Source organism: Granulicoccus phenolivorans DSM 17626 = NBRC 107789 = JCM 15570, from assembly GCF_000423085.1.
GTDB lineage: Bacteria > Actinomycetota > Actinomycetes > Propionibacteriales > Propionibacteriaceae > Granulicoccus > Granulicoccus phenolivorans.
The window spans coordinates 13,617-35,115 of the sequence record NZ_AUHH01000010.1 but is presented as its reverse complement, the minus strand read 5'-3'; the positions used below and the strand labels follow the sequence as shown (position 1 = coordinate 35,115).

At 68.9% G+C, this 21,499-nt stretch carries 27 protein-coding genes and 1 pseudogene; 14 read left to right on the top strand and 14 right to left on the bottom strand.

What is annotated here, in order from left to right; translation table 11 throughout:
- Positions 1–204: 204 nt before the first annotated feature.
- From G531_RS0105225 to G531_RS0105215, 3 genes are all read right to left on the bottom strand, one after another.
- On the bottom strand, positions 205–744 hold the full coding sequence (locus tag G531_RS0105225; protein ID WP_026926437.1) for a glutathione peroxidase: 540 nt from the start codon (positions 742–744) through the stop codon (positions 205–207).
- Positions 745–868: 124 nt separating this feature from the next.
- The gene (locus tag G531_RS0105220; RefSeq protein WP_026926436.1) at positions 869–1,351 is read right to left on the bottom strand and encodes an NUDIX hydrolase; all 483 of its coding nucleotides are present in this window, start codon (positions 1,349–1,351) and stop codon (positions 869–871) included.
- A gap of 36 nt (positions 1,352–1,387) precedes the next feature.
- Positions 1,388–2,053, bottom strand: coding sequence for a DUF2461 domain-containing protein (locus tag G531_RS0105215; RefSeq protein ID WP_051215080.1), 666 nt, complete (start codon positions 2,051–2,053; stop codon positions 1,388–1,390).
- 116 nt (positions 2,054–2,169) lie between these two features.
- Here G531_RS0105215 and G531_RS0105210 point away from each other — a divergent pair, with 116 nt between their 5' ends.
- Positions 2,170–2,826 (top strand): class I SAM-dependent methyltransferase, encoded by a 657-nt coding sequence (locus G531_RS0105210; protein WP_026926511.1) that lies wholly within the window; start codon positions 2,170–2,172, stop codon positions 2,824–2,826.
- A gap of 17 nt (positions 2,827–2,843) precedes the next feature.
- Here G531_RS0105210 and ligD read toward each other — a convergent pair whose 3' ends face one another.
- On the bottom strand, positions 2,844–3,752 hold the full coding sequence (gene ligD / locus G531_RS20605; protein ID WP_051215079.1) for a non-homologous end-joining DNA ligase: 909 nt from the start codon (positions 3,750–3,752) through the stop codon (positions 2,844–2,846).
- 35 nt (positions 3,753–3,787) lie between these two features.
- Between ligD and G531_RS0105200 the strand changes: the two genes are divergently transcribed.
- Both G531_RS0105200 and G531_RS0105195 read left to right on the top strand, forming a co-directional pair.
- The gene (locus tag G531_RS0105200; RefSeq protein WP_026926434.1) at positions 3,788–4,219 is read left to right on the top strand and encodes a PPOX class F420-dependent oxidoreductase; all 432 of its coding nucleotides are present in this window, start codon (positions 3,788–3,790) and stop codon (positions 4,217–4,219) included.
- A 65-nt stretch (positions 4,220–4,284) separates the two neighbouring features.
- On the top strand, positions 4,285–4,578 hold the full coding sequence (locus G531_RS0105195) for a DUF4342 domain-containing protein (RefSeq protein ID WP_026926433.1): 294 nt from the start codon (positions 4,285–4,287) through the stop codon (positions 4,576–4,578).
- A 99-nt stretch (positions 4,579–4,677) separates the two neighbouring features.
- On the opposite strand, the gene G531_RS20600 is transcribed toward G531_RS0105195, so the two are convergent.
- On the bottom strand, positions 4,678–5,814 hold the full coding sequence (locus G531_RS20600) for an FUSC family protein (RefSeq protein ID WP_051215078.1): 1,137 nt from the start codon (positions 5,812–5,814) through the stop codon (positions 4,678–4,680).
- 83 nt (positions 5,815–5,897) lie between these two features.
- Between G531_RS20600 and G531_RS0105185 the strand changes: the two genes are divergently transcribed.
- Genes G531_RS0105185 through G531_RS0105175 form a run of 3 tightly spaced genes read left to right on the top strand, consistent with a single transcriptional unit; the run spans position 5,898 to position 8,579 of the window.
- On the top strand, positions 5,898–6,323 hold the full coding sequence (locus tag G531_RS0105185) for an acyl-CoA thioesterase (RefSeq protein WP_026926432.1): 426 nt from the start codon (positions 5,898–5,900) through the stop codon (positions 6,321–6,323).
- 55 nt (positions 6,324–6,378) lie between these two features.
- Positions 6,379–7,773, top strand: a complete 1,395-nt coding sequence (locus tag G531_RS20595; protein ID WP_035757629.1) for a protein adenylyltransferase SelO — start codon at positions 6,379–6,381, stop codon at positions 7,771–7,773.
- A 5-nt stretch (positions 7,774–7,778) separates the two neighbouring features.
- The gene (locus tag G531_RS0105175) at positions 7,779–8,579 is read left to right on the top strand and encodes a hypothetical protein (protein ID WP_026926431.1); all 801 of its coding nucleotides are present in this window, start codon (positions 7,779–7,781) and stop codon (positions 8,577–8,579) included.
- A gap of 24 nt (positions 8,580–8,603) precedes the next feature.
- Here G531_RS0105175 and G531_RS0105170 read toward each other — a convergent pair whose 3' ends face one another.
- Positions 8,604–9,107 (bottom strand): DinB family protein, encoded by a 504-nt coding sequence (locus G531_RS0105170; RefSeq protein WP_026926430.1) that lies wholly within the window; start codon positions 9,105–9,107, stop codon positions 8,604–8,606.
- Positions 9,108–9,259: 152 nt separating this feature from the next.
- On the opposite strand from G531_RS0105170, the gene G531_RS0105165 reads away from it, so the two are divergent.
- Complete coding sequence (locus G531_RS0105165; protein ID WP_026926429.1) at positions 9,260–9,826, top strand: NUDIX hydrolase; 567 nt, start codon at positions 9,260–9,262, stop codon at positions 9,824–9,826.
- A gap of 26 nt (positions 9,827–9,852) precedes the next feature.
- Here G531_RS0105165 and G531_RS0105160 read toward each other — a convergent pair whose 3' ends face one another.
- On the bottom strand, positions 9,853–10,248 hold the full coding sequence (locus G531_RS0105160; RefSeq protein WP_026926428.1) for a VOC family protein: 396 nt from the start codon (positions 10,246–10,248) through the stop codon (positions 9,853–9,855).
- Positions 10,249–10,401: 153 nt separating this feature from the next.
- Between G531_RS0105160 and G531_RS0105155 the strand changes: the two genes are divergently transcribed.
- The 5 genes from G531_RS0105155 (at position 10,402) to G531_RS0105130 (ending at position 13,719) form a co-directional block, all read left to right on the top strand.
- The gene (locus G531_RS0105155) at positions 10,402–11,223 is read left to right on the top strand and encodes a siderophore-interacting protein (protein WP_026926427.1); all 822 of its coding nucleotides are present in this window, start codon (positions 10,402–10,404) and stop codon (positions 11,221–11,223) included.
- Positions 11,224–11,443: 220 nt separating this feature from the next.
- The gene (locus G531_RS0105145) at positions 11,444–11,797 is read left to right on the top strand and encodes a serine hydrolase domain-containing protein (protein WP_026926426.1); all 354 of its coding nucleotides are present in this window, start codon (positions 11,444–11,446) and stop codon (positions 11,795–11,797) included.
- The gene (locus G531_RS26405; protein WP_211221773.1) at positions 11,794–12,816 is read left to right on the top strand and encodes a monooxygenase; all 1,023 of its coding nucleotides are present in this window, start codon (positions 11,794–11,796) and stop codon (positions 12,814–12,816) included. The genes G531_RS0105145 and G531_RS26405 overlap by 4 nt, the downstream gene beginning before the upstream one ends.
- 120 nt (positions 12,817–12,936) lie before the next feature.
- Positions 12,937–13,239, top strand: coding sequence for a 4a-hydroxytetrahydrobiopterin dehydratase (locus tag G531_RS20590; protein WP_035757628.1), 303 nt, complete (start codon positions 12,937–12,939; stop codon positions 13,237–13,239).
- A gap of 90 nt (positions 13,240–13,329) precedes the next feature.
- On the top strand, positions 13,330–13,719 hold the full coding sequence (locus G531_RS0105130) for a hypothetical protein (RefSeq protein WP_145978679.1): 390 nt from the start codon (positions 13,330–13,332) through the stop codon (positions 13,717–13,719).
- A 94-nt stretch (positions 13,720–13,813) separates the two neighbouring features.
- Here G531_RS0105130 and G531_RS0105125 read toward each other — a convergent pair whose 3' ends face one another.
- Positions 13,814–14,410: a cysteine hydrolase family protein gene (locus tag G531_RS0105125; protein WP_026926423.1), complete on the bottom strand. Its 597-nt coding sequence runs from the start codon at positions 14,408–14,410 to the stop codon at positions 13,814–13,816.
- Positions 14,411–14,490: 80 nt separating this feature from the next.
- Here G531_RS0105125 and G531_RS26400 point away from each other — a divergent pair, with 80 nt between their 5' ends.
- Both G531_RS26400 and G531_RS0105115 read left to right on the top strand, forming a co-directional pair.
- On the top strand, positions 14,491–15,153 hold the full coding sequence (locus tag G531_RS26400) for a carboxymuconolactone decarboxylase family protein (RefSeq protein ID WP_051215076.1): 663 nt from the start codon (positions 14,491–14,493) through the stop codon (positions 15,151–15,153).
- 69 nt (positions 15,154–15,222) lie between these two features.
- Positions 15,223–16,302 (top strand): alpha/beta fold hydrolase, encoded by a 1,080-nt coding sequence (locus tag G531_RS0105115; RefSeq protein WP_026926422.1) that lies wholly within the window; start codon positions 15,223–15,225, stop codon positions 16,300–16,302.
- A gap of 4 nt (positions 16,303–16,306) precedes the next feature.
- Here G531_RS0105115 and G531_RS0105110 read toward each other — a convergent pair whose 3' ends face one another.
- The 6 genes and pseudogenes from G531_RS0105110 to G531_RS27075 form a co-directional block, all read right to left on the bottom strand.
- Positions 16,307–17,755: a multicopper oxidase family protein gene (locus G531_RS0105110; protein WP_051215075.1), complete on the bottom strand. Its 1,449-nt coding sequence runs from the start codon at positions 17,753–17,755 to the stop codon at positions 16,307–16,309.
- A 354-nt stretch (positions 17,756–18,109) separates the two neighbouring features.
- Positions 18,110–18,574, bottom strand: coding sequence for a hypothetical protein (locus G531_RS20580; protein WP_051215074.1), 465 nt, complete (start codon positions 18,572–18,574; stop codon positions 18,110–18,112).
- A gap of 224 nt (positions 18,575–18,798) precedes the next feature.
- Positions 18,799–19,644 carry an alpha/beta fold hydrolase gene (locus G531_RS0105100; protein ID WP_026926420.1) on the bottom strand — a complete coding sequence of 282 codons (846 nt, stop codon included), beginning with the start codon at positions 19,642–19,644 and terminating at the stop codon, positions 18,799–18,801.
- Positions 19,644–20,573: a VOC family protein gene (locus G531_RS0105095; RefSeq protein WP_026926419.1), complete on the bottom strand. Its 930-nt coding sequence runs from the start codon at positions 20,571–20,573 to the stop codon at positions 19,644–19,646. The genes G531_RS0105100 and G531_RS0105095 overlap by 1 nt, the downstream gene beginning before the upstream one ends.
- A gap of 125 nt (positions 20,574–20,698) precedes the next feature.
- Positions 20,699–21,085 (bottom strand): IclR family transcriptional regulator domain-containing protein, encoded by a 387-nt coding sequence (locus G531_RS26395; protein ID WP_428829747.1) that lies wholly within the window; start codon positions 21,083–21,085, stop codon positions 20,699–20,701.
- A 224-nt stretch (positions 21,086–21,309) separates the two neighbouring features.
- Positions 21,310–21,477, bottom strand: a pseudogene (locus tag G531_RS27075) (helix-turn-helix domain-containing protein); the annotation flags it as partial.
- Positions 21,478–21,499 lie beyond the last annotated feature (22 nt).

Below are 21,499 nucleotides of genomic sequence, written 5' to 3'. Positions count from 1 at the left end.
GTAGGAAGTGCGGACTGCCTCGAGCCCATCGACCGAAGGTGAACCTGAGGTGACCACGAAGGCACAGGCGACACACAGAAATGAGAATCCTGAACGGATTCCTCTGTATTGCCGAGTTTTCCTTATGAAGCACTCATCCCTACCCGGGAGTAGACGCAGAACGGCCGACCAGCCAAGGGCTGGTCGGCCGGTGCCGGGTTGGGCTCAGTCGGCGAGCGCCTGCTCGATCGGTGCCTTCAGCTCCTGCGGGGTCACCGTCGGCAGGTAGCGCTCGATGACCTGGCCATCCTTGCCGACCAGGAACTTGGTGAAGTTCCATTCCAGCCAGTCGCCGTTCTCGCCCCGCGGCTGCTTGGCCAGATGCGCCGCGAACCGCTCCGGGGCCTCGCCGACCCCCTCGGCGCGCTGACTGCGCAGCCAGGCGAAGACCGGGTGGGCGTCATCGCCGTTGACATCGACCTTCGCGAACATCGGGAAGCTCACGCCGTAGTTCTGCTGGCAGAAGGCGCCGATCTCCTCGGCCGTGCCCGGTTCCTGGGCGCCGAACTGGTTGCACGGGAACCCCAGCACCACCAGGCCGCGGTCGGCGTAGGTGTCGTAGAGCTCCTGGAGGCCTTCGTAGTGCGGGGTCAGGCCGCAGGCGCTGGCGGTGTTGACGACCAGGGCGACCTTGCCCTTGTAGTCGCCGAGGGACTGCTCGGAGCCGTCGAGGCGGGTGGCGGAGAAATCGTGCAGGGAGGTCATGGGGTCCTTCTTCGCTGGGGTGTCGGCAGAGTCGTGCCGAGCCTAGCCGGGCGGCCAAGACGGCTCAGCCGGTCGTCCGCGGAGCGGGTCACCCGATCGTCGGTCAGCTTCGTCCCGATCCGGGTCACAGCCGGGTGATCGTGGCTCCGGTCGGCCGGCCGTCGGCGTACGGGATGACCGCGTGGAACATCCGCGGGTCGTCGTCGAACAGCAGCGGCAGGAAGTAGCGGTCGCCCTCCCACATGTCCAGGTTCATCAGGTCGGCCCGGGGCACCCAGACCAGATCGCCCTCCTCGTTGCGCGCGGGTGGCTCCCCGGTGAACGCGGTCACCAGGAACACGAAGCCGAACACGTGCCCGTCGGGTCCGGAGAAGCCGGGCCAGTTGAGCGTGCCGCGCAGAGTCATCGCGGTCGGGACGATGTCGGCCTCCTCGGCCAGCTCGCGGATCATCCCGGCCGCGGCGTCCTCATCGGCCTCCAGCTTGCCGCCGAGCCCGTTCCACTTGCCGTACTGCTCGTCGTACCCGCGGGCGATGCGATGGCACATCAGCACCGTGTCATCGCGCACGACGTAGCCGAGGGTGGTCAGGATGGGGGAGTACGCCATGACAGCAACCTACTGGCCCCGCCGCGGCGCCGGGATTCAGGCGGCGAAGGTGTCGACCAGCCAACTGACCACCGGGCGTACGTCCCGCCAGCCCTCCTGGACCTGGCGGCGGACGTTCGTCGGATCGGTCAGATCTCCCTCGACCGGGCGGGTCAGCGTCAGGGACTTGTGCCGCAGCAGGGCGATCCGGGGGTGATCCTGGGCGTAGCCGCGCGGGGCCGTCTTCAGGGTCTCGCCACCGAGCAGCCAGTCCTCCGCACCGAGTTCGGCAACCAGCCGCTCCAGCTTCTCCCCACGGACCCGGTCATCGATCGCGGCCCGCAGCGCGGCCAACTCCTTGCCCTGGGTGTGGTAAACGCCGCCACCGATCCGAACGCCCTCGGCGGAGGCCTCCAGGTAGTAACCGGTCGCCGGGGCTCGTCCGATATAGGCGCCCTGCGAGGTCTTGTACGGGGACTTGTCCGCGGAGAACCGGATATCGCGGTTGGGCCGGAACACCTTGGCCTCACCGAATTCGTCGGCCAGTTCGCCCAGCAGCAGTTCCAGCGGTCCGCGCACCTGAGTGTCGTAGTCGGCCTTGTGCGCGGCCCAGTACGCCTTGGAGTTGTCCGCCGCCAGGCCCCGGTAGAAGGCGGCCAGATCCGGCCCGAATCCGGTGAAGGCGAACGGGTTGGCTGCCTGCGGATGGCGGGCTCTGCTCATCGGACTCTCCTCAGGTCGGGCTCGGACGGACTCGAGCGTGTCCTCGGCGTGGCCGCGCGCGGCCAACCGGTGGGGGCGGACATGCGGCCCAGTCTAGGCACCGGCAGGATGGGCCCATGAGCAATGGAGACACCACGAACGCGGGCGCCGACGGCGACCTGTCACCCAGTGGGTTCTGGGAGGCCCGCTATGCCGAGAGCGATCGGATCTGGTCCGGGCGGGTGAATCCGGTCCTGGCCGACCTCGCCGACGAACTGACGCCGGGGACCGCGCTGGATCTGGGCTGCGGGGAAGGTGGGGACGCGGTCTGGTTGGCCCAGCGGGGCTGGCAGGTCACCGGGATCGATCTGTCCGGGACCGCGGTCGCCCGCGGTCTGGCGGCGGCGACGCGGCTGGGTATCGACCCCCGACAGATTCGGCTGCACAGCGCTGACCTGAGCACCTGGACGACCGAGGAGCGCTTCGACCTGGTCACCATGTTCTTCCTGCAGTCCCCGGTGGAGTTTCCCCGGGAGGAGGTGCTGCACCGCGCGGGGACGTTCGTCGCGCCGGGCGGGCACCTGCTGATCGTGGCGCACGCCGCCGCCCCGCCGTGGATGGGCGCCGAGCACAGCAACCACATGGACTTCCCGACCCCCGAGGGAGATGTCGCGGCCGTCGGCGGTGACGGCTGGGACCGCCTGATCGTGGAGGTACGCCCCCGCGAGGCCGTCGGTCCGCAGGGGCAATCGGGGGAACTGCTGGACAGCGTGGTGTTCCTGCGCCGGCACTGAGGTGACCGACGGGCGGCTCAGTCCGGCAGCAATGGGGCGAGCAGGTCGCCGTGGGTGGCGATCCGCTCGAGCACCTCATCGAACTCGAGCTGGCGCAGGTCGGCATCGATCTCGTCCCAGGACCGGGGTGCGGCCACGGTCGGGTGCTGCCGGCCGCGCAGCGAGTAGGGGGCCACGGTGGTCTTGTTCTGGTTGTTCTGCGACCAGTCGAGGAACACCTTGCCGCCCCGCAGATCCTTGCGCATGGCGGAGACGACCAGGTCCGGATGTTGCTGCTCGAGCAGTTGCGCCAGTTGCCGGGCGATGTCGGAGGTCTGCTCGGTGGTGAGCCCGCCGTCCATCCCGGCGTACACGTGAATGCCCTTCGACCCGCTGGTGACCGGCACCGAGACCAGGTCCATCCCGTCCAGCACCTCCTTGATCAGCAGCGCCACCCGGACACATTCGGGCAGGCCGGCCCCCTCACCGGGGTCGAGGTCGAGGACCAGCCGATCCGGGGGGAGCTGATCGGCGTGCCGGTCGGCGTCGACGGTCTCGGCGAAGCGCCACTGCGGGGTGTGCAGTTCCAGGGCCGCGAGCTGGGCCAGCCAGACCAGGGTGGCGGTGTTGTTCGCCAGCGGGTACAGGTTGGTGCCCTCGCGGTGGACGATCTCGCGCAGCTCGACGAACGCCGGCGCGTGCTTGGCCTCCACGTTCTTGTGGAAGAAGACCTGCCCGGGGTGTTCCGGCGTCCCGACCCCGTGCACCCACCGTTTCCGGGTCACCGGCCGGTTGCGCGCATGCGGGATCAGCACCGGCGCGACCGCCTGGTAGTAGGCGATCACGTCCCCCTTGGTGAGCCCGGTCGCGGGATACATCACCTTGTCCAGGTTGGTCACCTCGACCCGGAAACCGTCGACCTCGACCGCGGTGCGCTGATTGGCCATGGCCCCCAGTCTGGCCCAGGCGGTAGCGTCGCACCATGGCACCCAACCCCGAAGCCCTTCGCGACGTTCTGCGCAAGCACAAGATCGGCGTCCTGGCGACCATCCGCAAGGACGGGCGACCCCAGCTGTCGACGGTCATGTACCACTACGACCCCGAAACGAATCTGATCCGGGTCTCGGTCACCGATAATCGGGCCAAGACCCGCAACGTCATCCGCGATCCGCGTGCGGTGATGCATGTGCGCGGCGCCAGCGACTGGGAGTACGCCGTCGCCGACGGCGCGGTGACCCTGTCGCCGGTGACCGAGGTGCCCGGGGACGCCGGCAGCGACGAACTGGTCGACCTGTACCGCACCATCGCCGGCAAGGATCACCCGGACTGGGACGAGTACCGCCGAGCAATGGCCGACGAACATCGGCGAGTGCTGAAGCTGAGCGTCGACCACCTCTACGGGATGGCCAAGTAGCCCTCAGGGTCGAACTCGGGGAGACCTCCGAGGTCGCGGGCCCGCCGGGCGCCTAGCCTTGAGACATGAGCAACCAGCGCAGCTATACCGAGAAGATCGAGACGACCGGCGGCCAGATCGTGCACAAGCTCAAGGAGCTGTTCCGCGATGCCAGTGCCAAGCGAGTCGTGATCCGCAACGCCAAGGGCAACCAGATCATGGCCTTTCCGCTGACCTTCGGTGTCGCCGGCGGGGTTGCCACCCTGCTGTGGGCCACCCCGGTCGCGATCATCGCCGCCGTCGGGGGCGTCCTGGCCAAGCTGACCCTCGAGGTCGAGCGGACCGACGACACTCCCTCCGACACCGGCTTCCACGCCTGACCACCACCGCGACGAACCTGCTGTGCCGTGTCCCGGCCCCGACGAGCGAAAGCGCTCGCCGGGGCCGGTGACGTGCTCGCAAGTGCGGGCTGAGCCGGTTCAGCTGTCCGGCTTCGGCGCCGCCAGATCGTCGGGATCGTCATCGGGGGCATCGGGATCCTGCGCGAGCCGGCGCCGGCGCCGGGCCCCGAGCACCGTGGACAGGACCACGACCCCGATCATCCCGACCCCGCAGCCGATGATCGTCTCCACCAGCCGGTCGATCATCGTCTGGGTCGTCAACGGGTGCCCGATCGTGCTGCCGAGCAGGGCCAGCGGGGTCACGAACGTCTGGGCGAAGAAGTAGTTCCGGTTGACCACCAGTTCGGTCATGAACTGACACAGGCCGATCACCAGCACGATCACCCACAGCGGCGGGTGCCACAGCATGATCAGGGCCAGCACGCAGAGCCCGCTGAACGTCCCGAGAATCCGGTGTACGCCGCGGGCGATGCCGTGCCGGGTGGTGTGACCGGCCAACGGAACCACCGCCGCGACCAGGGCCCAGTAGGTGTGCCCGATGTGCAGCACCGAGGACAGCAGCGTCGACACCGCCCCGCTGACCAACACCGCCAGGACATGCATCAGCACCGAGACCGCCACGTCGCTGCGCTCCCCGGGGGACAGCGGCCGGGGTGCGGTCACCGTCCAGGGCGTACGCCGCGACGGACTGAGTCGACCCAACTGGCCCAGCACCAGGGCCAGCCCGATCGTGGCCGAGGCCACGAACATCCCGTCGCCCAGGGGCGCGGTGGCCGGACTCGACGCGATCGCGGCGAAGGCGAAGATGTGGAACAGCGACCCGCCGGGCCGGATCCGGGTGTACCCCGCCCAGGCGGTGGCCACACCACTGACGATCGCGGTCAGTCCGGTCACCGTCCACAGCCAGGTCGGCGAACTGTGATCGATCAGGTAGCGCGAGGAGAGATAGCCCGCCAGCATGGTCACCCAGAACGTCCCACCGACCTTCAGCTGGGTGAGCAGCCGGTCGACGTGGCCGGGCACCCGGCCGTAGACATTGGTGAACGCGGCGAACACCGCGAACACCGCGAGATCCAGCCGGTTGGCCAGGATCAGTCCGAACAGCGGCAGGAAGATCCCCAGCGCACAACGCACCGACACCCACAGATCCGTCTTCGCCGGCCCCAGGGTGATCAGGTTCTTCAGGTGGAGAGGATTCTCACTCGGGGTGACCATGGTTCTCCTGTCGCGGGTACCGACCCAACCTATCCCGGTCGGCAGGTGCCAGACTTGGCCCATCGCCGACTCGAGGAGAGCTGATGGCCGAGGCAGAACCGACTCCGACCCTGGAGGATTTCCCGCACCGCACGTTCGACAAGCTGCGGTACGGCGATACCGACCGGCAGGGCCATGTGAACAACGCGGTCTTCGCGACGTTCCTGGAGACCGGGCGGGTGGAGATGCTGTTCGCGCGCGAGCAGGGCGTACCCGGGGATGACATGGAGTTCGTGCTCGCCTCGGTCAGCCTGTCCTATCTGGCGGAGGTGACCTATCCCGGCGAGGTCTGGATCGGAACCCGGATCAACCGGATCGGCAACTCCTCGATCGGCCTGGTCCAGGGCCTCTTCCAGAACGGCACCCTGGTCGGCACCGCCGAGACCACGGTGGTCCAGGTGAGCAATCAGACCCACCGCTCGGCACCGTTCACCGAACCGGCTCTGGCCTACCTGCGCACGCTGCAGTGAGCCGCCGACTGTCGGCCCGGTTGGCTAGGCTGGAGGTCAGTCCGCAGGAGAACACATGGTCAGCTTCGAATACACCTATGCCGAGGCGGTGCCGGAGTTGTCGGTGCCGTGGCAGGCCGCGTCCTTCCCCGATCCGCGGCCGGTGCTCATCAACGAGCCGCTGGCGGCCGAGCTGGGCCTCGACCCGGAGTGGTTGCGCAGCCCGGAGGGGGTGGCGATGCTGGTCGGCACGGTGCCGGCGGGGTCGCCGACCTGGGCCCAGGCGTACGCGGGGCACCAGTTCGGCACCTTCGTGCCGCAACTGGGCGACGGGCGGGCCCTGCTGCTCGGCGAACTCCGCGACACCGCCGGGCGCCGCCGCGACCTGCACCTGAAGGGGTCGGGGCGTACGCCCTTCGCCCGCGGCGGGGACGGGTACGCCGTGCTCGGCCCGATGCTGCGGGAGTACGTGGTGGGGGAATCGATGCACGCGCTCGGCATCCCGACCACCCGGGCGCTGGCCGTGGTCACCACCGGCGCCGGTGTGCACCGGGACTATCTGCAACCGGGCGCGGTGCTGTGCCGGGTCGCCGCGAGCCACCTGCGGGTGGGGACCTTCCAGTACGCCGCCCAGCTCGGCACCGAGAAGGTCCGCGCCCTGACCGACTACGCGCTGCGGCGGCACTACCCCGAGCGCGCCGACGACCTCGAACCGGCCCGGGCCCTGCTCACCGAGGTCTCCCGCGCCCAGGCGGACCTGGTCGCGCAGTGGATGCTGATCGGCTTCATCCACGGCGTGATGAACACCGACAACATGACGATCTCGGGCGAGTCGATCGACTTCGGGCCCTGCGCCTATCTGGACGGCTACCACCCCGCGACGGTGTTCAGCTCGATCGATCGGCAGGGCCGCTACGCGTACGGGAACCAGCCGGCCATCGCGCAGTGGAACCTCGCCCGGTTCGCCGAGACGCTGCTGCCGCTGCTCGACCCCGACAGCAACCGTGCGGTGGAGATTGCCACCGAGGTGCTCACCGGCTTCGCCGCCGACTACCACCGAGCCTTCGATACCGGCCTGGCGCGCAAGCTCGGGCTGGGCGAGCCGGACGCCGAACTGCAGCCGGAACTGCTGGAACTGCTGACCCGCGACTCCGTCGACTGGACCGGGTTCTTCCGTGCCCTGGCCGCCGGCACCGCGGCCGAGGCGTTCGCGGATCCGGCGCCCTTCGAGGCCTGGGCCGCCCGCTGGGCGGCCCAGGGCCCCGACGTGACCGCGATGGATACGGTCAATCCGATGTACATCCCGCGCAACCACGTCCTGCAACTGGCCCTGCTGGCCGCCGAGGAGGGCGACCTCGGCGAACTGCAGCGCCTGCTCGGGGCGGTCACCGATCCCTGCACCGCCCGCCCCGGGCTGGAGGATCTGGCGCGCGGGACCGACGCGTCCTTCGTCACCTACTGCGGCACCTGAGTGGCATGGCCCAGACCGTGCTCGATGACGCCGTCCAGGTGGCCGCCCAGGCGTACGCGTCGGCGGCCTGGGCCCTCACCGATGTCCGTCATCACGAAGGATGCTACGGGTGGGGTCTGCGGCGCCGCCGGGTCCCATTTCCCCGGGAACCGCGGCGCAGTCAGGAACTCGAGGAGACCCGGCAGCAGTTCGGGGGCGCGCTCGAGGCGGCCTTCCCGCAGCGGACCATTTCGCTGAGTTGTTCGTTCACCCCGGACGGCGAATGGGCCGTGCTGGTCGCGGTCGGGCGGCGCATCGACGTCCAGGTCGGCTGGACCAGGATCCTGCGCGCGACGCCCGATCCCGCCGCGGACGGGACCGATGAGCTGGACCTGTTCCAGTGGCCGACCATCGATCTGCGGCGGATCCGGGGCCGGTTCACCTCGGTGCATGGCCAGGAGGTGACCGGGCTGACCGACGCCGGGCCCCGGGGCGTACGCGAACTGCACATCACCAACGCCGAGATCGACTGCGCGGAACTGGCTGATGCGTCCGCGCTGGCGGTGTTGGACGCCGACCGGGCCCGGCTGCGACATCCCGAGGTGCTGCTCGGGCTGCCCGCGTTGCGGGAGCTGATTCTGCCGACCGGAACCTGGCTGGAATTGGCCGACGTGGCCCGGGCCCTGGGAGCCCGGTTGACCCGGGCGGCCGGGCGTGCCGCGCGCAGTGTCGACGATCAGGTGGCGGCGATGGCCCTGCTGGACGGGCCCGGCGGTCGCTTGCGCGATCACGCCACGCTGCTGCGGGGAACGGTGTTCCCCGGCTGACCCGGGCCCGGGACGCCCGGGGTGTCACATGGTGTGCTGGCCGTCGATGGCCTCCCGAATGATGTCGGCATGGCCGGCGTGCTGACTGATCTCGGCAAGGACATGCAGCGCCACCCGGCGTACCGACCAGGCCGCGCCCGGCTCGAACCACGGGGCCGCGGGCAGCGGATGGGTGGCGTCGAGATCCGCGCCGCGCAGGAACTCGGCGGAGGCCGCCCCGACCTCCCGGACCCGGCCGATCAGATGCGCCAGGGTGTCCTGCGGCCCGAGCACGAACCGGGTGTCCTCCCACTCGACATTGGCCCCGGCCCGCCCGGCGCCGCCGAAGGCCTCCTGCCCCCGATCGGCGAAGGCGAACCACTGTTCCTCGGTGTCGGCGACATGCTTGAGCAGGCTCGCGATGGTCAGGACGCTGACGGTGCTCGTGGTCCGGGCCTGCTCGTCGGTGAGATCGCCGGCGGTGAACAGCAGGAAGTTGCGGTGGCGATCCAGTGCCTCGATCAGGTCGGTGCTTTCGAGCGTGGTCATGTCGTCCTCCAGGGGAGCCGGGGCTGATGCTGAGTTCAGCGTAGGCGGCTGGCCGGACAGATTCTGTCCTCATGGCTGGGGACCGAATGGCCGGGGACCGACATCCGGTTCGCCGCCGCGCGCGGGTCAGGGGCAGCCTCTACAGTTGGCCCATGCCGAAGCCCGAAGCCAAGTTCTGCCGCAACTGCGGCACCCCGATGCAGCGCCGCGTACCGCCGCTGGAGGACCGAACCCGCGCGGTGTGCCCGAACTGTGGCTTCATCGATTACGTGAATCCGATCAACGTGGTCGGCACGATCCCGGTCTGGCAGGGCGACCAGGTGCTGTTGTGTCGCCGGGCGATCGAGCCGCGGCACGGTTACTGGACGTTGCCGGCCGGCTTCCTCGAGGCGGGGGAGAGCAGTTCGGACGGTGCGATCCGGGAGACCACCGAGGAGGCCGGCGCACACATTGATCTGGGGGCGCTGTATTCGGTGCTGGATGTGGTCCACGTCGAGCAGGTGCATCTGTTCTGGTTGGCCACGCTGCGCGACATCGAGCTCGATCCCGGGGTGGAGACCCTGGAGTGCCAGTTGTTCCACGCCGATGGGATTCCGTGGGACGAACTCGCCTTCCGCACCGTGCGCACCACCCTCGAGTTCTGGGTGGCCGACCGGGCCGCGGGGATCTTTCCCCTGCACTACGGGGTGATCGATCCGCCGCCGACCCTGCCGGAGTGAGTCGACCCTGCCGGAATGCGGGGGCGTCAGCCGCCGATGTTGACGTGCCAGCGGATGCCGTACTTGTCCTGCAGTTGCCCGTACTCCGCGCCCCACTGCTGCTTCGCCAGCGGGACCAGAACCTGGCCGCCCTCGCCGAGTGCGGTGAAGTAGTCGGCGAGCTTGGCGTCGTCGCCGGAGATGCTCACCTGAATGTTGTTGCCGACCTGCAGCGAGTCGCCCATGCCCTCGATGAAGTCGGAGGCAAACAGGGAGTAGCCGTCGGGGGTCTCCAGCGAGGCGTGCATCACGCCGTCGGCGTCCATGCCGGAGTCGCGGAAGGACATGATCTGGGCGGTGCCACCGAGCACCGAGGCGTAGAACTGCATCGCTTCGGCGCAGTTGCCGTTGAACGTCAGGTATGGGTTGAGTTTGCTGGCCATGGATCCTCCTGGGTGGGAACGATGCTTCGATCCTTGCGCGCGGGGGTGCGGCTGGCAAGGGCTCGATCGGCCGGATTCGACGCCGTCCGATAGCTGATTAGGATGTCCTTACCAAGGCTCGGTGATCGGGCCCTTTCAACGCAAGGAGTACGCGTGGCGAACAAGCGGACGGCTCGCTCGGCCCAGGTGATCGCGACCCGGTGGGTGACTCCGGATCTGCTCCGGGTGACCTTCGGTGGAGCCGATGTGGGGTCGCTGGAACCGGAGTTCACCGACAGCTACATCAAACTGCTGTTCCCGCCGGCCGGGGCGCCGTACGCCTGGCCGTTCGACCCCGAGCAGATCCGGGAACAGTTCGATCGGGCGCTGTGGCCGGTGACCCGGACCTACACGATCCGCTCGCTGGACCGCGCTGCCCAGACGATGGAGGTCGACTTCGTCGTGCACGGGGACACCGGCCTGGCCGGGGCCTGGGCGAAGAACGCCCGGGCCGGTGACTCGATCGGCTTCCTGGGGCCCGGCGGTGCCTGGTCGCCGGATCCGGCCGCGGACCTGCACGTGCTGGTCGGCGACGAGGCGGCGATGCCGGCGATCGGTGCGGCCCTGGACGCGCTGGGGGACCGGCCGGCCAAGGTCTTCGTGGAGGTCTCCGGTCCGGACGCCGAGGGCGGTCTGCCCGCGGGGGCGGACATCACCTGGGTGCATCGCGACGGGCTGCCCGGACATGCCCTGGTCGAGGCGGTGCGGGCGGCCGGGGTGCCCGACGGCGATGTGCGCTGGTTCGTGCACGGGGTCGCCGAGATGATCAAGGATCTGCGCCGATTCCTGTTCGTGGATCACGGGGTCGCCAAGGACCACGTGCACATCTCCGGGTACTGGCGGATCGGGATGACCGAGAACGATTGGCAGGCCAGCAAACGGGACTTCGTCGCCGAGATGGAAGCCACCGAGGCGGTCGCGCAGCAAGGTCGGTGAGGTTACTCACCCGGGCGCCCTTCGCCTGCCGGCCGAGAGCAGCCCGATTGGGCTGAGGGCACGGCCCAGCTCGGTTCAGCGGTGTCTCTCCGGTCGAGATTGGGCGTACTGCTGCTGCTCGGCCTGATCGGTACGCTGCTCGCCCTGCTGGTGGGTCCGCGGCCGCTGCTGCTCGGCCTTCACCGGGCACCTGTTGGCCGACGCGGTGAACCGCGGTGAAGTGAGCCTCGACGGGCGCCTCGACAGCTACCTTCCCGAACTGGCCGGTACCGAGGCCGGTGGCGTGACGCTGCTGGAACTGGCCACGCACACGTCCGGATTGCCCGAGCTCGCGAAGCCGATCGACGCCGCCCTGCTCGCCCAGAGCCTCAGTGGGCAGGCCCTGGGCATCTACACCGAAGCAGAGTCCGCCGCGGTGATCGAACAGACCCGCCGGGTGTCGTTGACCGGACGGGGGGAGTGGGCGTACTCCAACCTGGGCATGTCGCTGCTCGGGTTTGCCCTCGCGCGCGCGGCGAACGCCCCGGACTGGACGACTCTGGTCACCCAGCGGCTGCTGCTGCCGCTGGGATGACCGACACCTTCGTCGCCCCGGCCGGGCAGCCGCACCCCGACCTGGCGCAGCCCCACAGAGCCGGGGGCCGCGCCGTCGAGCCGTGGACCGGCGGTGGGTACGCCCCGGCCGGGCTCGGGGTCACCACGACCGCCGACGACCTCACCACGTACGCCCGGGCGCTGCTGGCCGGGACCGCCCCCGGGATGGCGGCCCTCGAGCCGCGGGTGCCGACCCCGGCGATACCGGACTCCCAGATGGGCCTGGCGTGGGTGCTCACCGGTCCGCCGGGGGACCAAGTCGCCTGGCACGACGGCGGGACCGGCGGCACGCGGACCCTGCTCGCTCTCGACCCCAGGAACCAGCAAGCGGTGATCGTGCTGAGCAACTCCAACAGCAGTGTCACCAGGGCGGGCCTGGCCCTGCTCGGGTACCCCGGCGAGGGGGCGCCGGTGTGGGTGCAGCGGATCGAGTCCGGGGCGCACTCGCTGGTGGGGGTGCTCGCGGTACTCGTCCTGCTGGTGGGTGCGTTTCGCGGGCGGAACCGGCTCGGGCTGCTGGCGCGGCTCAGTTTTGCCCTGGCCGGGGTGGGGCTGTTGTGGCTCGCCGCGCCCTGGGACTGGATCCGAGGGAGCGTCCGCCTGACCGGATCCTCCCCTCACCGACCCGGCCACGGTGGCGGGCGTGCCACCGCCGGGGCGACAATGGAGCAGCAGATCCCTGAGGAGGCAGCCATGGCAACCCTGGTGCAGCTCGACTTCCCGTCCCGCGGTCCCTGGGGAGAGGAGATGGCCGCCGCCTACGCCGACCTCGCGCAGGACATCGCTGCTCAGCCCGGGCTGCGGTGGAAAATCTGGACCGAGAATGCCGAGCAGGGGATGGCGGGCGGGATCTACCTGTTCGAGGATGCCGCGAGCGCCCACGCCTACGCGGACATGCACACCCGACGACTCCAGGGCTTCGGCGTGAGTGGCATCCGGGCGCTGTTCTTCGACGTGAACGAGTCCCTGACCGCCACCACCCGAGGGCCGTTGGGCTGAGCCGGCTCGCCGCGGTCCGACGTGGCCCAGGCGCCGAGAAATGGGGCTGATTACGAAACTGGCGTCGTCTCCCTGTCAGTTGGCCGATCAAACCCCCGCGTCGAGTGCCATGCTGAGGACATGGTTGAAGATGCGAGTGGACAGTTCGTGCAGGGCCATCCCGAATGGCGGGTCGAGGACGGGAAACTGGTGGCCGTGTACGCCACCGGCAACTTCCGGGCCGGGGCCGAGTTCGTGTCGCGGATGGCGCAGTTGGCCGATGATCTCAATCACCACCCCGACGTGGAGCTGACCTATCCACGGGTGACGGTGCGCACCATCAGTCACGATGTGGGGCACCTGACCGCACGGGATGAGGAGCTCGCGGCCGGGATCTCCCAACTCGCCGAAGCGATGGGGATCCCGCTGCAGAGGGCCGGCTGAACCGGGTCCGGCACCCACCACGGGTACCCCCGACTCGGCCCCAGGGGCTGCCCACTAAGCTGTGGGCAGACCAGTCGAGGAGGCAGCAGGATGAGCCAGTACCCACCACCGCCACCGGGCGGAACGCCGCCTCCGCCGCCCGGCGGGCCGGGCCCGCAGGGCTACCCCGGTCAGGGATACCCGGGATCGGTTCCGCGGGAGGACCCCGGAAAGACGATGGGCCTGGTCGGCCTGATCCTGGCCATCGTGATTCCGCTGGTCGGCCTGATCGTCAGCATCATCGCGCGCGGCAAATCGAAGGCCGCGGGCTTCAAGAACACCCTGGCCACCGTGGGCATCATCATCGGAGCCGTGTTTCTGCTCGGCCAGATCATCGGCGGCATCGTCATGGGAGTGAGCCTCGGCGGCATTGCGGCCAAGTGCGCCGAACTCGGTCCCGGCACCCACGTCGTCGGTGGCGTCACCTACACCTGCAACTGATTTCCAGCGCCCACCATCCGCCGTCCCCCGGGGCCGGCGGATGGTGGCGTTTCGGGCGTGGTGCCGGTTCCCGGCCCAGGTCCGACGGGCCGACTCAGGCGAACTCGCCGGTGAACTCCGCCACCGTGATCACCCGGGCGAACAGTCCCTGGGAGGCCAGCGACGCTTCATGGGCGGCGGTGTCACCCGCGGAGGTCGCATCCGAGAGCACGACAGTGCGGTAGCCGAGGTCCGAGGCCTGGCGTACTGCCGCCTCGACCGACGCGTTGGTCGCGACCCCACAGACCACGACGTCCTCGATTCCCCGCTGCTGCAGCAGCTCATTCAGTTCGGACCCGGTGAAGGGGCCTGGCCGCTGATGGGTCACCACCGCATCCTGCTTGTCGCGGGTCAACTCCGGCACCAACTCCGCCCCCGGGGTGCCGTCCACCAGAGCCTCGGCCTGCTGCGCCATTGCCAGCAACGGGATGCTCGGGATCAGATCGCCGTACCCGGGCCGGAACGCGATCCGCAGCGCAATCACCGAGCCGCCGCGATCGCGCAGCGCGGTCGCGGCCCGATTGACCTGCTCGGCAACGTGGCGCGCGGCGTACTCGGGGTGGAACAGCACCCCGAACGGTGACCCGTCCGCGACGATGTCGTGCTGCAGATGAACGATCAGCAGGGCGGTCTTGCCGGCATCCAGGCTCATGGCGCCAGTATGCCCCGCCCACGTGCAGGGGTTGGGGCGGGGCGTACCGTGTGGCCTCGTCCCCACAATCAGGAGTCCTCATGCACTATCACGAACCCTCCGATTTCAAGTTCGTCGTCGAGCAGCGCCACGCCTACCCCGCCGGGGTGCAGGGCTACCGCGATCTCAGCGCCGCGGTCTTCGACCCCGCCGATGAGGTGATGTCGGTCAAGGACAAGCAGGTCATGTCGATCGCCGTCGCCGCGACCACCCAGTGCCCCTACTGCATGGACGCGCACGTGAAGGCCGCCAAGAAGGAGGGCGCGAGCCAGGAAGAGGTGGCCCGGGCGATCGCGGTCGCGGCGGGCATCCGCGCCGGCGGTGCGATCACCCACGGCTGGCTGGCGATGAAGCTGTACGAGCTGGGCGATGAGAACACCGAATACACCAGCCCCACCGACGTCAAGTACGCCCGGGCCCTGCGCCAGAACGCCGGCGGTGCCGTCGAGGCCTTCAACGCCTTCGACAAGGCCGTGTTCACCGGTGACGACGTGATGTCGGCCAAGACCCGCCAGCTCATTGCTGTCGCTGTTGCCGCGACCACCCAGTGCCCCTACTGCATGGACGCCCATGTGAAGGGTGCCAAGAAGGAGGGCGCCAGCCAGGGCGAGGTGGCCCGCGCCGTCGCCGTCGCCGCGGCCCTGCGCGCCGGCGCCGCGCACACCCACGGCAACCTGGCGATGAAGCTGTACGACCAGGACTGACCGGGGGCCGTGCCCGCGGGAGAGTGGACGACCTAGACTCTGGCCATCGGACCGTGCAAAGGAGCACTCATGGCCATCCAGAATCCGTTCTACTCTCCCGAGGCGCAGGGTCCCTACGAGATGATCTCGATCGGCCGCTTCGAGCTGGAGGAGGGCGGCGTCCTCGCCGACCTCCACCTGGCGGTTGCCACCTACGGGGAACTGAACGCCGAGAAATCGAATGCGATCCTGATCCCGACCTGGTTCTCCGGCACGCACGCCACCTGGTGGCAGATGTACCTCGGCGAGGGTCGGGCGCTGGATCCGGCCAAGTATTTCATCGTGGTGGTGAACCAGATCGGCAACGGCCTGTCCACCTCCCCGCACAACACCGATGACCCGTCGATCGCGATGTCGAAGTTTCCGAACGTCCGGATCGGTGACGATGTCCGGGCCCAGGAGATCCTGCTGCGCGAGCACTTCGGCATCGAGCGGCTGGCCCTGGTGGTCGGGGGCTCGATGGGGGCCCAGCAGACCTGGGAATGGGCGGTCCGGTTCCCCGACAAGGTGCTGCGGGCCGCGCCGATCGCGGGGACGGCCCAGAACACTCCGCACGACTTCCTGTTCACCCGGACGCTGCTCGATGCGATCACCAGCGACCCGGGTTTCAACGGCGGGGAGTACGCCGCGAACACCGACGTCCGCGACGGGCTGGCCCGGCACGCCGACATCTGGGCGGTGATGGGCCTGACCACCGAGTTCTGGAAGACCGAGTTCTGGCGCGGCATACCGCCGTTGGTCGAGGGACAGGGCTGGGACAACTTCGAAGAATTCCAGGAGCGGTTCCTGCAGGTCGTCTTCGGCGCGATGGACCCCAACTCGCTGCTGGTCCAGGGCTGGAAGTGGCAGCGCGGCGATGTCGCCCGCAACGCCGGCGGCGATCTGGCGGCAGCGCTGGGGCGGGTCACGGCGAAAATGTTCGTGATGCCGATCGACTCGGACATGTTCTTTCCGCCGCGGGACTGTCAGGAGCAGCAGGAGCTGACGCCCGGGTCGGAGTTCCGTCCGGTGCATTCGATCGCTGGTCACCTGGGTCTGTTCGGTTTCGAGCAGAGTTACCTCGACGAGGTCGACGGGCATCTGCGGGAGCTGCTGGCCACGTCGGTGTGAGCCGCTATTCCGGGTGGTTGTAGGGGCCCATCCGGTAGGGCGTGTCGACGCCGGCATAGGACAGATGGGTCATCAGCCCCTCGGAGGCATGCGGCAGATTGTGGCAGTGGTCCATCCACACCCCGGGGTTGTCGGCCACGAAGGCGACCTCGTAGTGCTCCCCGTTCAGCACGTCGAGTGAGTCGACCCACCACGGCGACCCGGTGGACGGTACGCCGTTGCGGGACAGCACCAGCAGGCGATGGCCGTGCAGGTGCATCGGGTGCACGTCGCCGCTGGTGTTGTCGATCCGCATCCGGACGATGTCCCCCTCGGCGACGACGTACATCGGCACGTGGCGGCCCATCTTCCCGTTGATGGTCCACCAGATGCCCGGGACCCCGTTGAGGAAGCCGACGAACCGGCCGATCGCGTAGTCGAAGCGACGGGTGGGGTGGTCCACATCGAACGGCGCCGGGGCGGGGCTGCCGTAGCTCAGCGGGTCGAGGTAGCTCGTGGGCGCGTTGGCCACCGGCTGGGGCGGGCCGCCCTGTCCCGGCGGCGCGAGCAGCAGCGCCACCCCCGGCGCCCTGATCCGTACGCCGCCCGCGGGAATCCGGACCAGCAGGTCGACCCGTCCGGCCGCACTCAGCGCAATCTTGCGATCGCTGACCTCGGCCGGCCCGACCAGGTCGGTGCCGTCGATGGCGACGAGTTGATAAGGGCCACCGGTGACCCAGACGACGGTCGACACACTGTCGGTGTTCGCAACCCGGACGCGGACCACCTCGCCGACGGCAGCAGCCCGGAAAACCTCGCCGGCGACCCCGTTGAGGGTACGCGTCGTACCCGGGTAGGTGTGCAGCATCGCGACCTCATCGCGGATCGGCCCGTCGGCCGGTTCGATGATGAGCGCTCCGAACAGGCCACCGGACACCTGTTCGTGGGAGACCTGGTGCGAGTGGTACCAGAAGGACCCGGCCCGGTTGGCGACGAAACGGTAGGTGAAGCTTCCGCCGGGCGGGACGGCGTCCTGGGTCACCCCGGCGACCCCGTCCATGGCCGCCGGCACCTCGACTCCGTGCCAGTGCAGCACGGTGCCGGTGGGGATGTTCTCGTTGTGCAGCACGACCTCGATCAGTTGCCCCTGCCGGGCCCGGATCTCCGGGCCGGGGGTCTGACCGTTCAGCGAGTAGCGGTTCCCGGTCGTCCCGTCGGCCAGGGTGACCGGTCCGAACCGGGCCACCAGGTCGACGTGCACATCGGCGGGTCGGTTCGGGTCGGCGATGAAGTCGGTGACGCTTCGCCCGCCGTCGGCAGGAGCATCGTGCTGGCCTGCCTGGTGCGTCATGCCCAGCGGGGGACCGCCGCCGTAGTCGGGGATGCCCATGTCGTGGACGCCGTAGGCGTCCGGGAGCCGGCTGTCCCACCAGAGCCAGCCGGCCAGCAGCGCGAGCACGATCGGCGCGATCACGGCGGCTTTCCGCAGGACGCGGACGGCGGGCCGGGGGCCGGGGGAGGTCGGGCTCGGTGCGGGGCCGGAATCAGGAGGTACGGGCACTTTTCTGCTCTGTCCGGGGAGAGTAATTCGCGGGGGTTACGACCGTTACCGTTGCGTGTCGATAAGGTGGGGTTCGTCGCAGCGGGGATTGGCTGGAAAACTCCGGTCGCCGACGCTGCAATAGTCTCGGAAAGCCTGCGTCGAAATCAGCGGCGTTCCCGAGAGAAACGGCTGATTTTCGTTGGAAACGATGGGAAAGTGACTCGGAAAGGGCCGGGTACGATCGGGGGGTGGATCGTACCCGGCCCTCTCAGCCGGGCCCCGCGCTCAGACGTGGGCAGCGGTGCGCTGCGGCGCCTGGGCGGTGGCCTGGGTGCCGGGCTTGCTGGCCCACCGGGCGGTGATGACCGCGGTCGTCGCGATCAGGATGGCGTTGATGCCGTGCAGCAGTGCGAACACGGTAATTACGTGACCGAGCAGGCCGAAGGTCACCTGCAGCACGACCAGGCCGAGCAGGATGAACGCGCGAGGCGCGGCGCCCCGGATCCGCGAGATCAGCGACACGATGGTCAGCACGAGGACCACGAGCGGGATCACGTACATCCCGTTCATGCCGTGGATGATCAGCCCGGTGTACTCCACGACCGGCAGGGGAGTGGGGGAGTTGAAGTCGACCACGCCGCCGGCGGCGAGGTACTGCTCCAGGCCGGCCGAGCCCCAGGCGTGCATGGAGGCCTGGACGGCGACGAGGGCCACAACGATGATGGCGAGAGTTTTGATTGCGGTGCGCATGTTGGCTCCAGATTGCTGAAATTACGTGGCGATGGGGGGCCATCCTTGGAAGTACGGGGCATGCCGAATTACCGGCTGCATCTCTATTGAATGCCCTGCTCCGGAGTAAGGTCAACCAAACTTTTGACCGCTTTTTGAGGGTCACTTTCTCTCGCCGCCGACAGCGGAAGGGTGCCCGGAAAGTCCGTCTCCGGGCACCCTCGCATTCTGCGGTTCAGTCGTGGTCAGTTGTGCCGGATGAAATCGGTCACGAGTCGATTGAATTCATCGGCGTGCTCCAACTGGGCCCAGTGGCCGCATCGGTTGAACAGCACTGCGCGCGCGTCGGGGATGTTGGTCGCCAGGAAGAGGGTGGTCTCGAAGGAGACGACCCGGTCGTCGCGACCGTGCATGAGCAGGGCCGGGGCCTGGATGCCGGAGATCTTGGCCTTGTCGGCGCCGATCCAGATCGGAATCGGGGCCTTGGGGCCGGCGGCAATCACATTGTCCAGGTGACGCTGGTTCCGCAGCGCCGCCGCGGAGCGCTGTTCGGTGAGCTCCGGGCTGGCGAAGCGTTCCTTGTCATGAACCATGATCTCGACCAGACGCTTCATTCCTTCGGGCGAAGCGTCGTGGTAGGCCGCGTACATCTTCTGCAGCCCCTCGGTCAGACCGCCCGGACCGAACATGACCGGTCCCATGTGCAGCGGCGGTCCCATCGTGATCAGGTGCGAGACCCGGTCCGGATGCTCCACCGCCAGCCGGATGGAGGTGTGGCCCCCCATCGAGTTGCCGACGAAGGCTGCCTTGTCGATGTTCAGCGCATCGAGCAACTGCAGCGCGACATCGACATGGTCAAGGGTGTTGAAGTCCACCGGATCGGACTGACCCCAACCCGGCATATCCGGGGCGATCACCCGGAAGTGCTGGGCGAGAGCCTCGATGTTGGGCGCGTAGTTGCTCCAGCCGGTTGCGCCGGGGCCTCCGCCGTGCAGGAGCACGACGGGGTGGCCCTCGCCGACCTCGTTGTAGTGGATCTGCCAGTCGCGCGTACGGATGTCGCGGGCGATTTCGGATTCTTGCAGCGCCATCAGTGCGCTCCTTTCATGGTTCCCGCGTGCAGGCTTTCCGCAACGCGGGTGGGGGACTCGTGGCCCCAGCTGTCTCGCATGTCGAAGTGACCGATCTGCCAGGCGGCCGGGTCGTCGATGAGCAGTCCGCCCCAGCCGAATTCGACCGCGAAGCCGGAGGGGCTGGAGACGTAGAAGCTGAACATGCGGTCATTGGTGTGCATCCCGAGCGTCATCTCGATCGGCTGATGGGCCGCCAGACACCGGTCCCAGGCCCGGCCGACATCGCGGATGTCGCTCACCTCGACCATGAAGTGGTGGATGCTGCGCGGCACCGGAACGTCGCCGAGTGCGACGGTGTGGTGTCGCGGGTTGCAGTGCAGGAAGATCAGGTCGGCGTACACGCCGGGGGCGATCTTCTCCACGATCGTGTCGCTGATCTGCATGCCGAGCAGGTCCACGTAGAACTCGAGGTAGGTCTCCCGGGTCACTCCGGGTGTGGTCAGTACTTCGTGACCGGCGCCACCGGCCCCGGTTACGAACCCGCCGAGCAGCGCCCGCGACTCGAACGCAGTGTCCGCGTCCGCGAAGCCGGTGATCAACTCCACCCGGTTGCCCATCGGGTCGGTGGTGGACACCAGCCGCTCGACCCGGCGGGCGCGGATCAGGTCCGCATCGGCCACGGTCACCTCCCGACCCGCTGATTGCAGGCGGGCGACGATCAGGTCGAGTTCGGCGTCGCTGTCGACCTCGAAGCCGGTGGCGACCAGGTCGTCGGCCGGCCCCTGTTCGATGAGCCACCGGTACGCCTTCTGATCGGTGCGCAGGCTGAACCCGTTGGGGGTCTTGTGCCCGAACTGCATTCCCAGCAGCGTGACCCCGAAGTGCTCCCAGTCCATCAGGTCGCTGACCTGGTAGACGACGTAGGCCAATTCCTTGATTCCGGTCACCGTTTGTCCTTTCGTGCGACCTTTGCCGTACGCCGACGAGTCTGGGCCCGGGGGCCTCCGCCCGAAACCGGTGTGGTCATTCAATGACCAGGGGTCGCGCCGCGCGCGTTCATTCAATGACTGGATCAGCCGAGGCGGAGGCGAGTGGTCGGCTCCCAGCCGAGCAGGCGGGAGATGTTGAGGCCACTGGTCACCAGCGCCGGCAGAATCGCGTGCTCCTTGATCGAGCCGCTGCGCACGACCACCGACCGTGCCGCGACGACCCGACCGTCCCCGTTGACGATGCGGGTGGCGTACGACGTGGCGCCGGGGGTGAGTTCGTCATGGACGACCGCGGTGCCACTGGAGCGACTCCGGCTCAGTTCGGCGCGGAGCTGGTCCGGGTCGGTGATGGTCTCCATCGTGTAGGCGCGCAGAGGCTGCCCCAGGATCCGATCCAGCAACTCCGCCGACGCGTGGGCCAGCAGCACTTTCCCGGCACCGGAGGAATGCAGGGGGAGTCGACCACCCACCCGGGAGACCAGGCCGACCGCGGTCGGTCGGAGAACCGCTCGATCACCACGGCACTGTCACCCTCCAGGACGGCCAGTTGCACATGCTGCCGCAGGGCGGAGTAGAGGTCCTCGATGAAGGGCGCCGCGATCCGGCGCAGCGGCTCGGTCGAGGGGGCGAGCGTACCCAGCCGCCACAGGCGAAGGCCGATTGTGTACGTGCCTGCCGTCGTCCGGTCCAGCGCGCCGGCCGTGAGCAGCTCAGCGACGTAGCGGCGTACGGTGGCCCGCGGAATCCCGGGGGCCTCGACCAGGTCGGACATGGACAGTTCACTGTGTCCGGGCCGGAACGCGAACAACACATCGAGCAGCCGGGCGCTGACGCTGCGTCCGGGTTCGCTGGTACGGGGCATCGGACCTCCTGTTGATGTGGCG

What these genes read in the sequence shown, in the direction of transcription:
- G531_RS0105225 (WP_026926437.1), bottom strand. Translation starts at nt 744, where the DNA reads ATGACCTCCCTGCACGATTTCTCCGCCACCCGCCTCGACGGCTCCGAG.
- G531_RS0105220 (WP_026926436.1), bottom strand. Translation starts at nt 1,351, where the DNA reads ATGGCGTACTCCCCCATCCTGACCACCCTCGGCTACGTCGTGCGCGAT.
- G531_RS0105215 (WP_051215080.1), bottom strand. Translation starts at nt 2,053, where the DNA reads ATGAGCAGAGCCCGCCATCCGCAGGCAGCCAACCCGTTCGCCTTCACC.
- G531_RS0105210 (WP_026926511.1), top strand. Translation starts at nt 2,170, where the DNA reads ATGAGCAATGGAGACACCACGAACGCGGGCGCCGACGGCGACCTGTCA.
- ligD (WP_051215079.1), bottom strand. Translation starts at nt 3,752, where the DNA reads ATGGCCAATCAGCGCACCGCGGTCGAGGTCGACGGTTTCCGGGTCGAG.
- G531_RS0105200 (WP_026926434.1), top strand. Translation starts at nt 3,788, where the DNA reads ATGGCACCCAACCCCGAAGCCCTTCGCGACGTTCTGCGCAAGCACAAG.
- G531_RS0105195 (WP_026926433.1), top strand. Translation starts at nt 4,285, where the DNA reads ATGAGCAACCAGCGCAGCTATACCGAGAAGATCGAGACGACCGGCGGC.
- G531_RS20600 (WP_051215078.1), bottom strand. Translation starts at nt 5,814, where the DNA reads ATGGTCACCCCGAGTGAGAATCCTCTCCACCTGAAGAACCTGATCACC.
- G531_RS0105185 (WP_026926432.1), top strand. Translation starts at nt 5,898, where the DNA reads ATGGCCGAGGCAGAACCGACTCCGACCCTGGAGGATTTCCCGCACCGC.
- G531_RS20595 (WP_035757629.1), top strand. Translation starts at nt 6,379, where the DNA reads ATGGTCAGCTTCGAATACACCTATGCCGAGGCGGTGCCGGAGTTGTCG.
- G531_RS0105175 (WP_026926431.1), top strand. Translation starts at nt 7,779, where the DNA reads ATGGCCCAGACCGTGCTCGATGACGCCGTCCAGGTGGCCGCCCAGGCG.
- G531_RS0105170 (WP_026926430.1), bottom strand. Translation starts at nt 9,107, where the DNA reads ATGACCACGCTCGAAAGCACCGACCTGATCGAGGCACTGGATCGCCAC.
- G531_RS0105165 (WP_026926429.1), top strand. Translation starts at nt 9,260, where the DNA reads ATGCCGAAGCCCGAAGCCAAGTTCTGCCGCAACTGCGGCACCCCGATG.
- G531_RS0105160 (WP_026926428.1), bottom strand. Translation starts at nt 10,248, where the DNA reads ATGGCCAGCAAACTCAACCCATACCTGACGTTCAACGGCAACTGCGCC.
- G531_RS26405 (WP_211221773.1), top strand. Translation starts at nt 11,794, where the DNA reads ATGACCGACACCTTCGTCGCCCCGGCCGGGCAGCCGCACCCCGACCTG.
- G531_RS20590 (WP_035757628.1), top strand. Translation starts at nt 12,937, where the DNA reads ATGGTTGAAGATGCGAGTGGACAGTTCGTGCAGGGCCATCCCGAATGG.
- G531_RS0105130 (WP_145978679.1), top strand. Translation starts at nt 13,330, where the DNA reads ATGAGCCAGTACCCACCACCGCCACCGGGCGGAACGCCGCCTCCGCCG.
- G531_RS0105125 (WP_026926423.1), bottom strand. Translation starts at nt 14,410, where the DNA reads ATGAGCCTGGATGCCGGCAAGACCGCCCTGCTGATCGTTCATCTGCAG.
- G531_RS26400 (WP_051215076.1), top strand. Translation starts at nt 14,491, where the DNA reads ATGCACTATCACGAACCCTCCGATTTCAAGTTCGTCGTCGAGCAGCGC.
- G531_RS0105115 (WP_026926422.1), top strand. Translation starts at nt 15,223, where the DNA reads ATGGCCATCCAGAATCCGTTCTACTCTCCCGAGGCGCAGGGTCCCTAC.
- G531_RS20580 (WP_051215074.1), bottom strand. Translation starts at nt 18,574, where the DNA reads ATGCGCACCGCAATCAAAACTCTCGCCATCATCGTTGTGGCCCTCGTC.
- G531_RS0105100 (WP_026926420.1), bottom strand. Translation starts at nt 19,644, where the DNA reads ATGGCGCTGCAAGAATCCGAAATCGCCCGCGACATCCGTACGCGCGAC.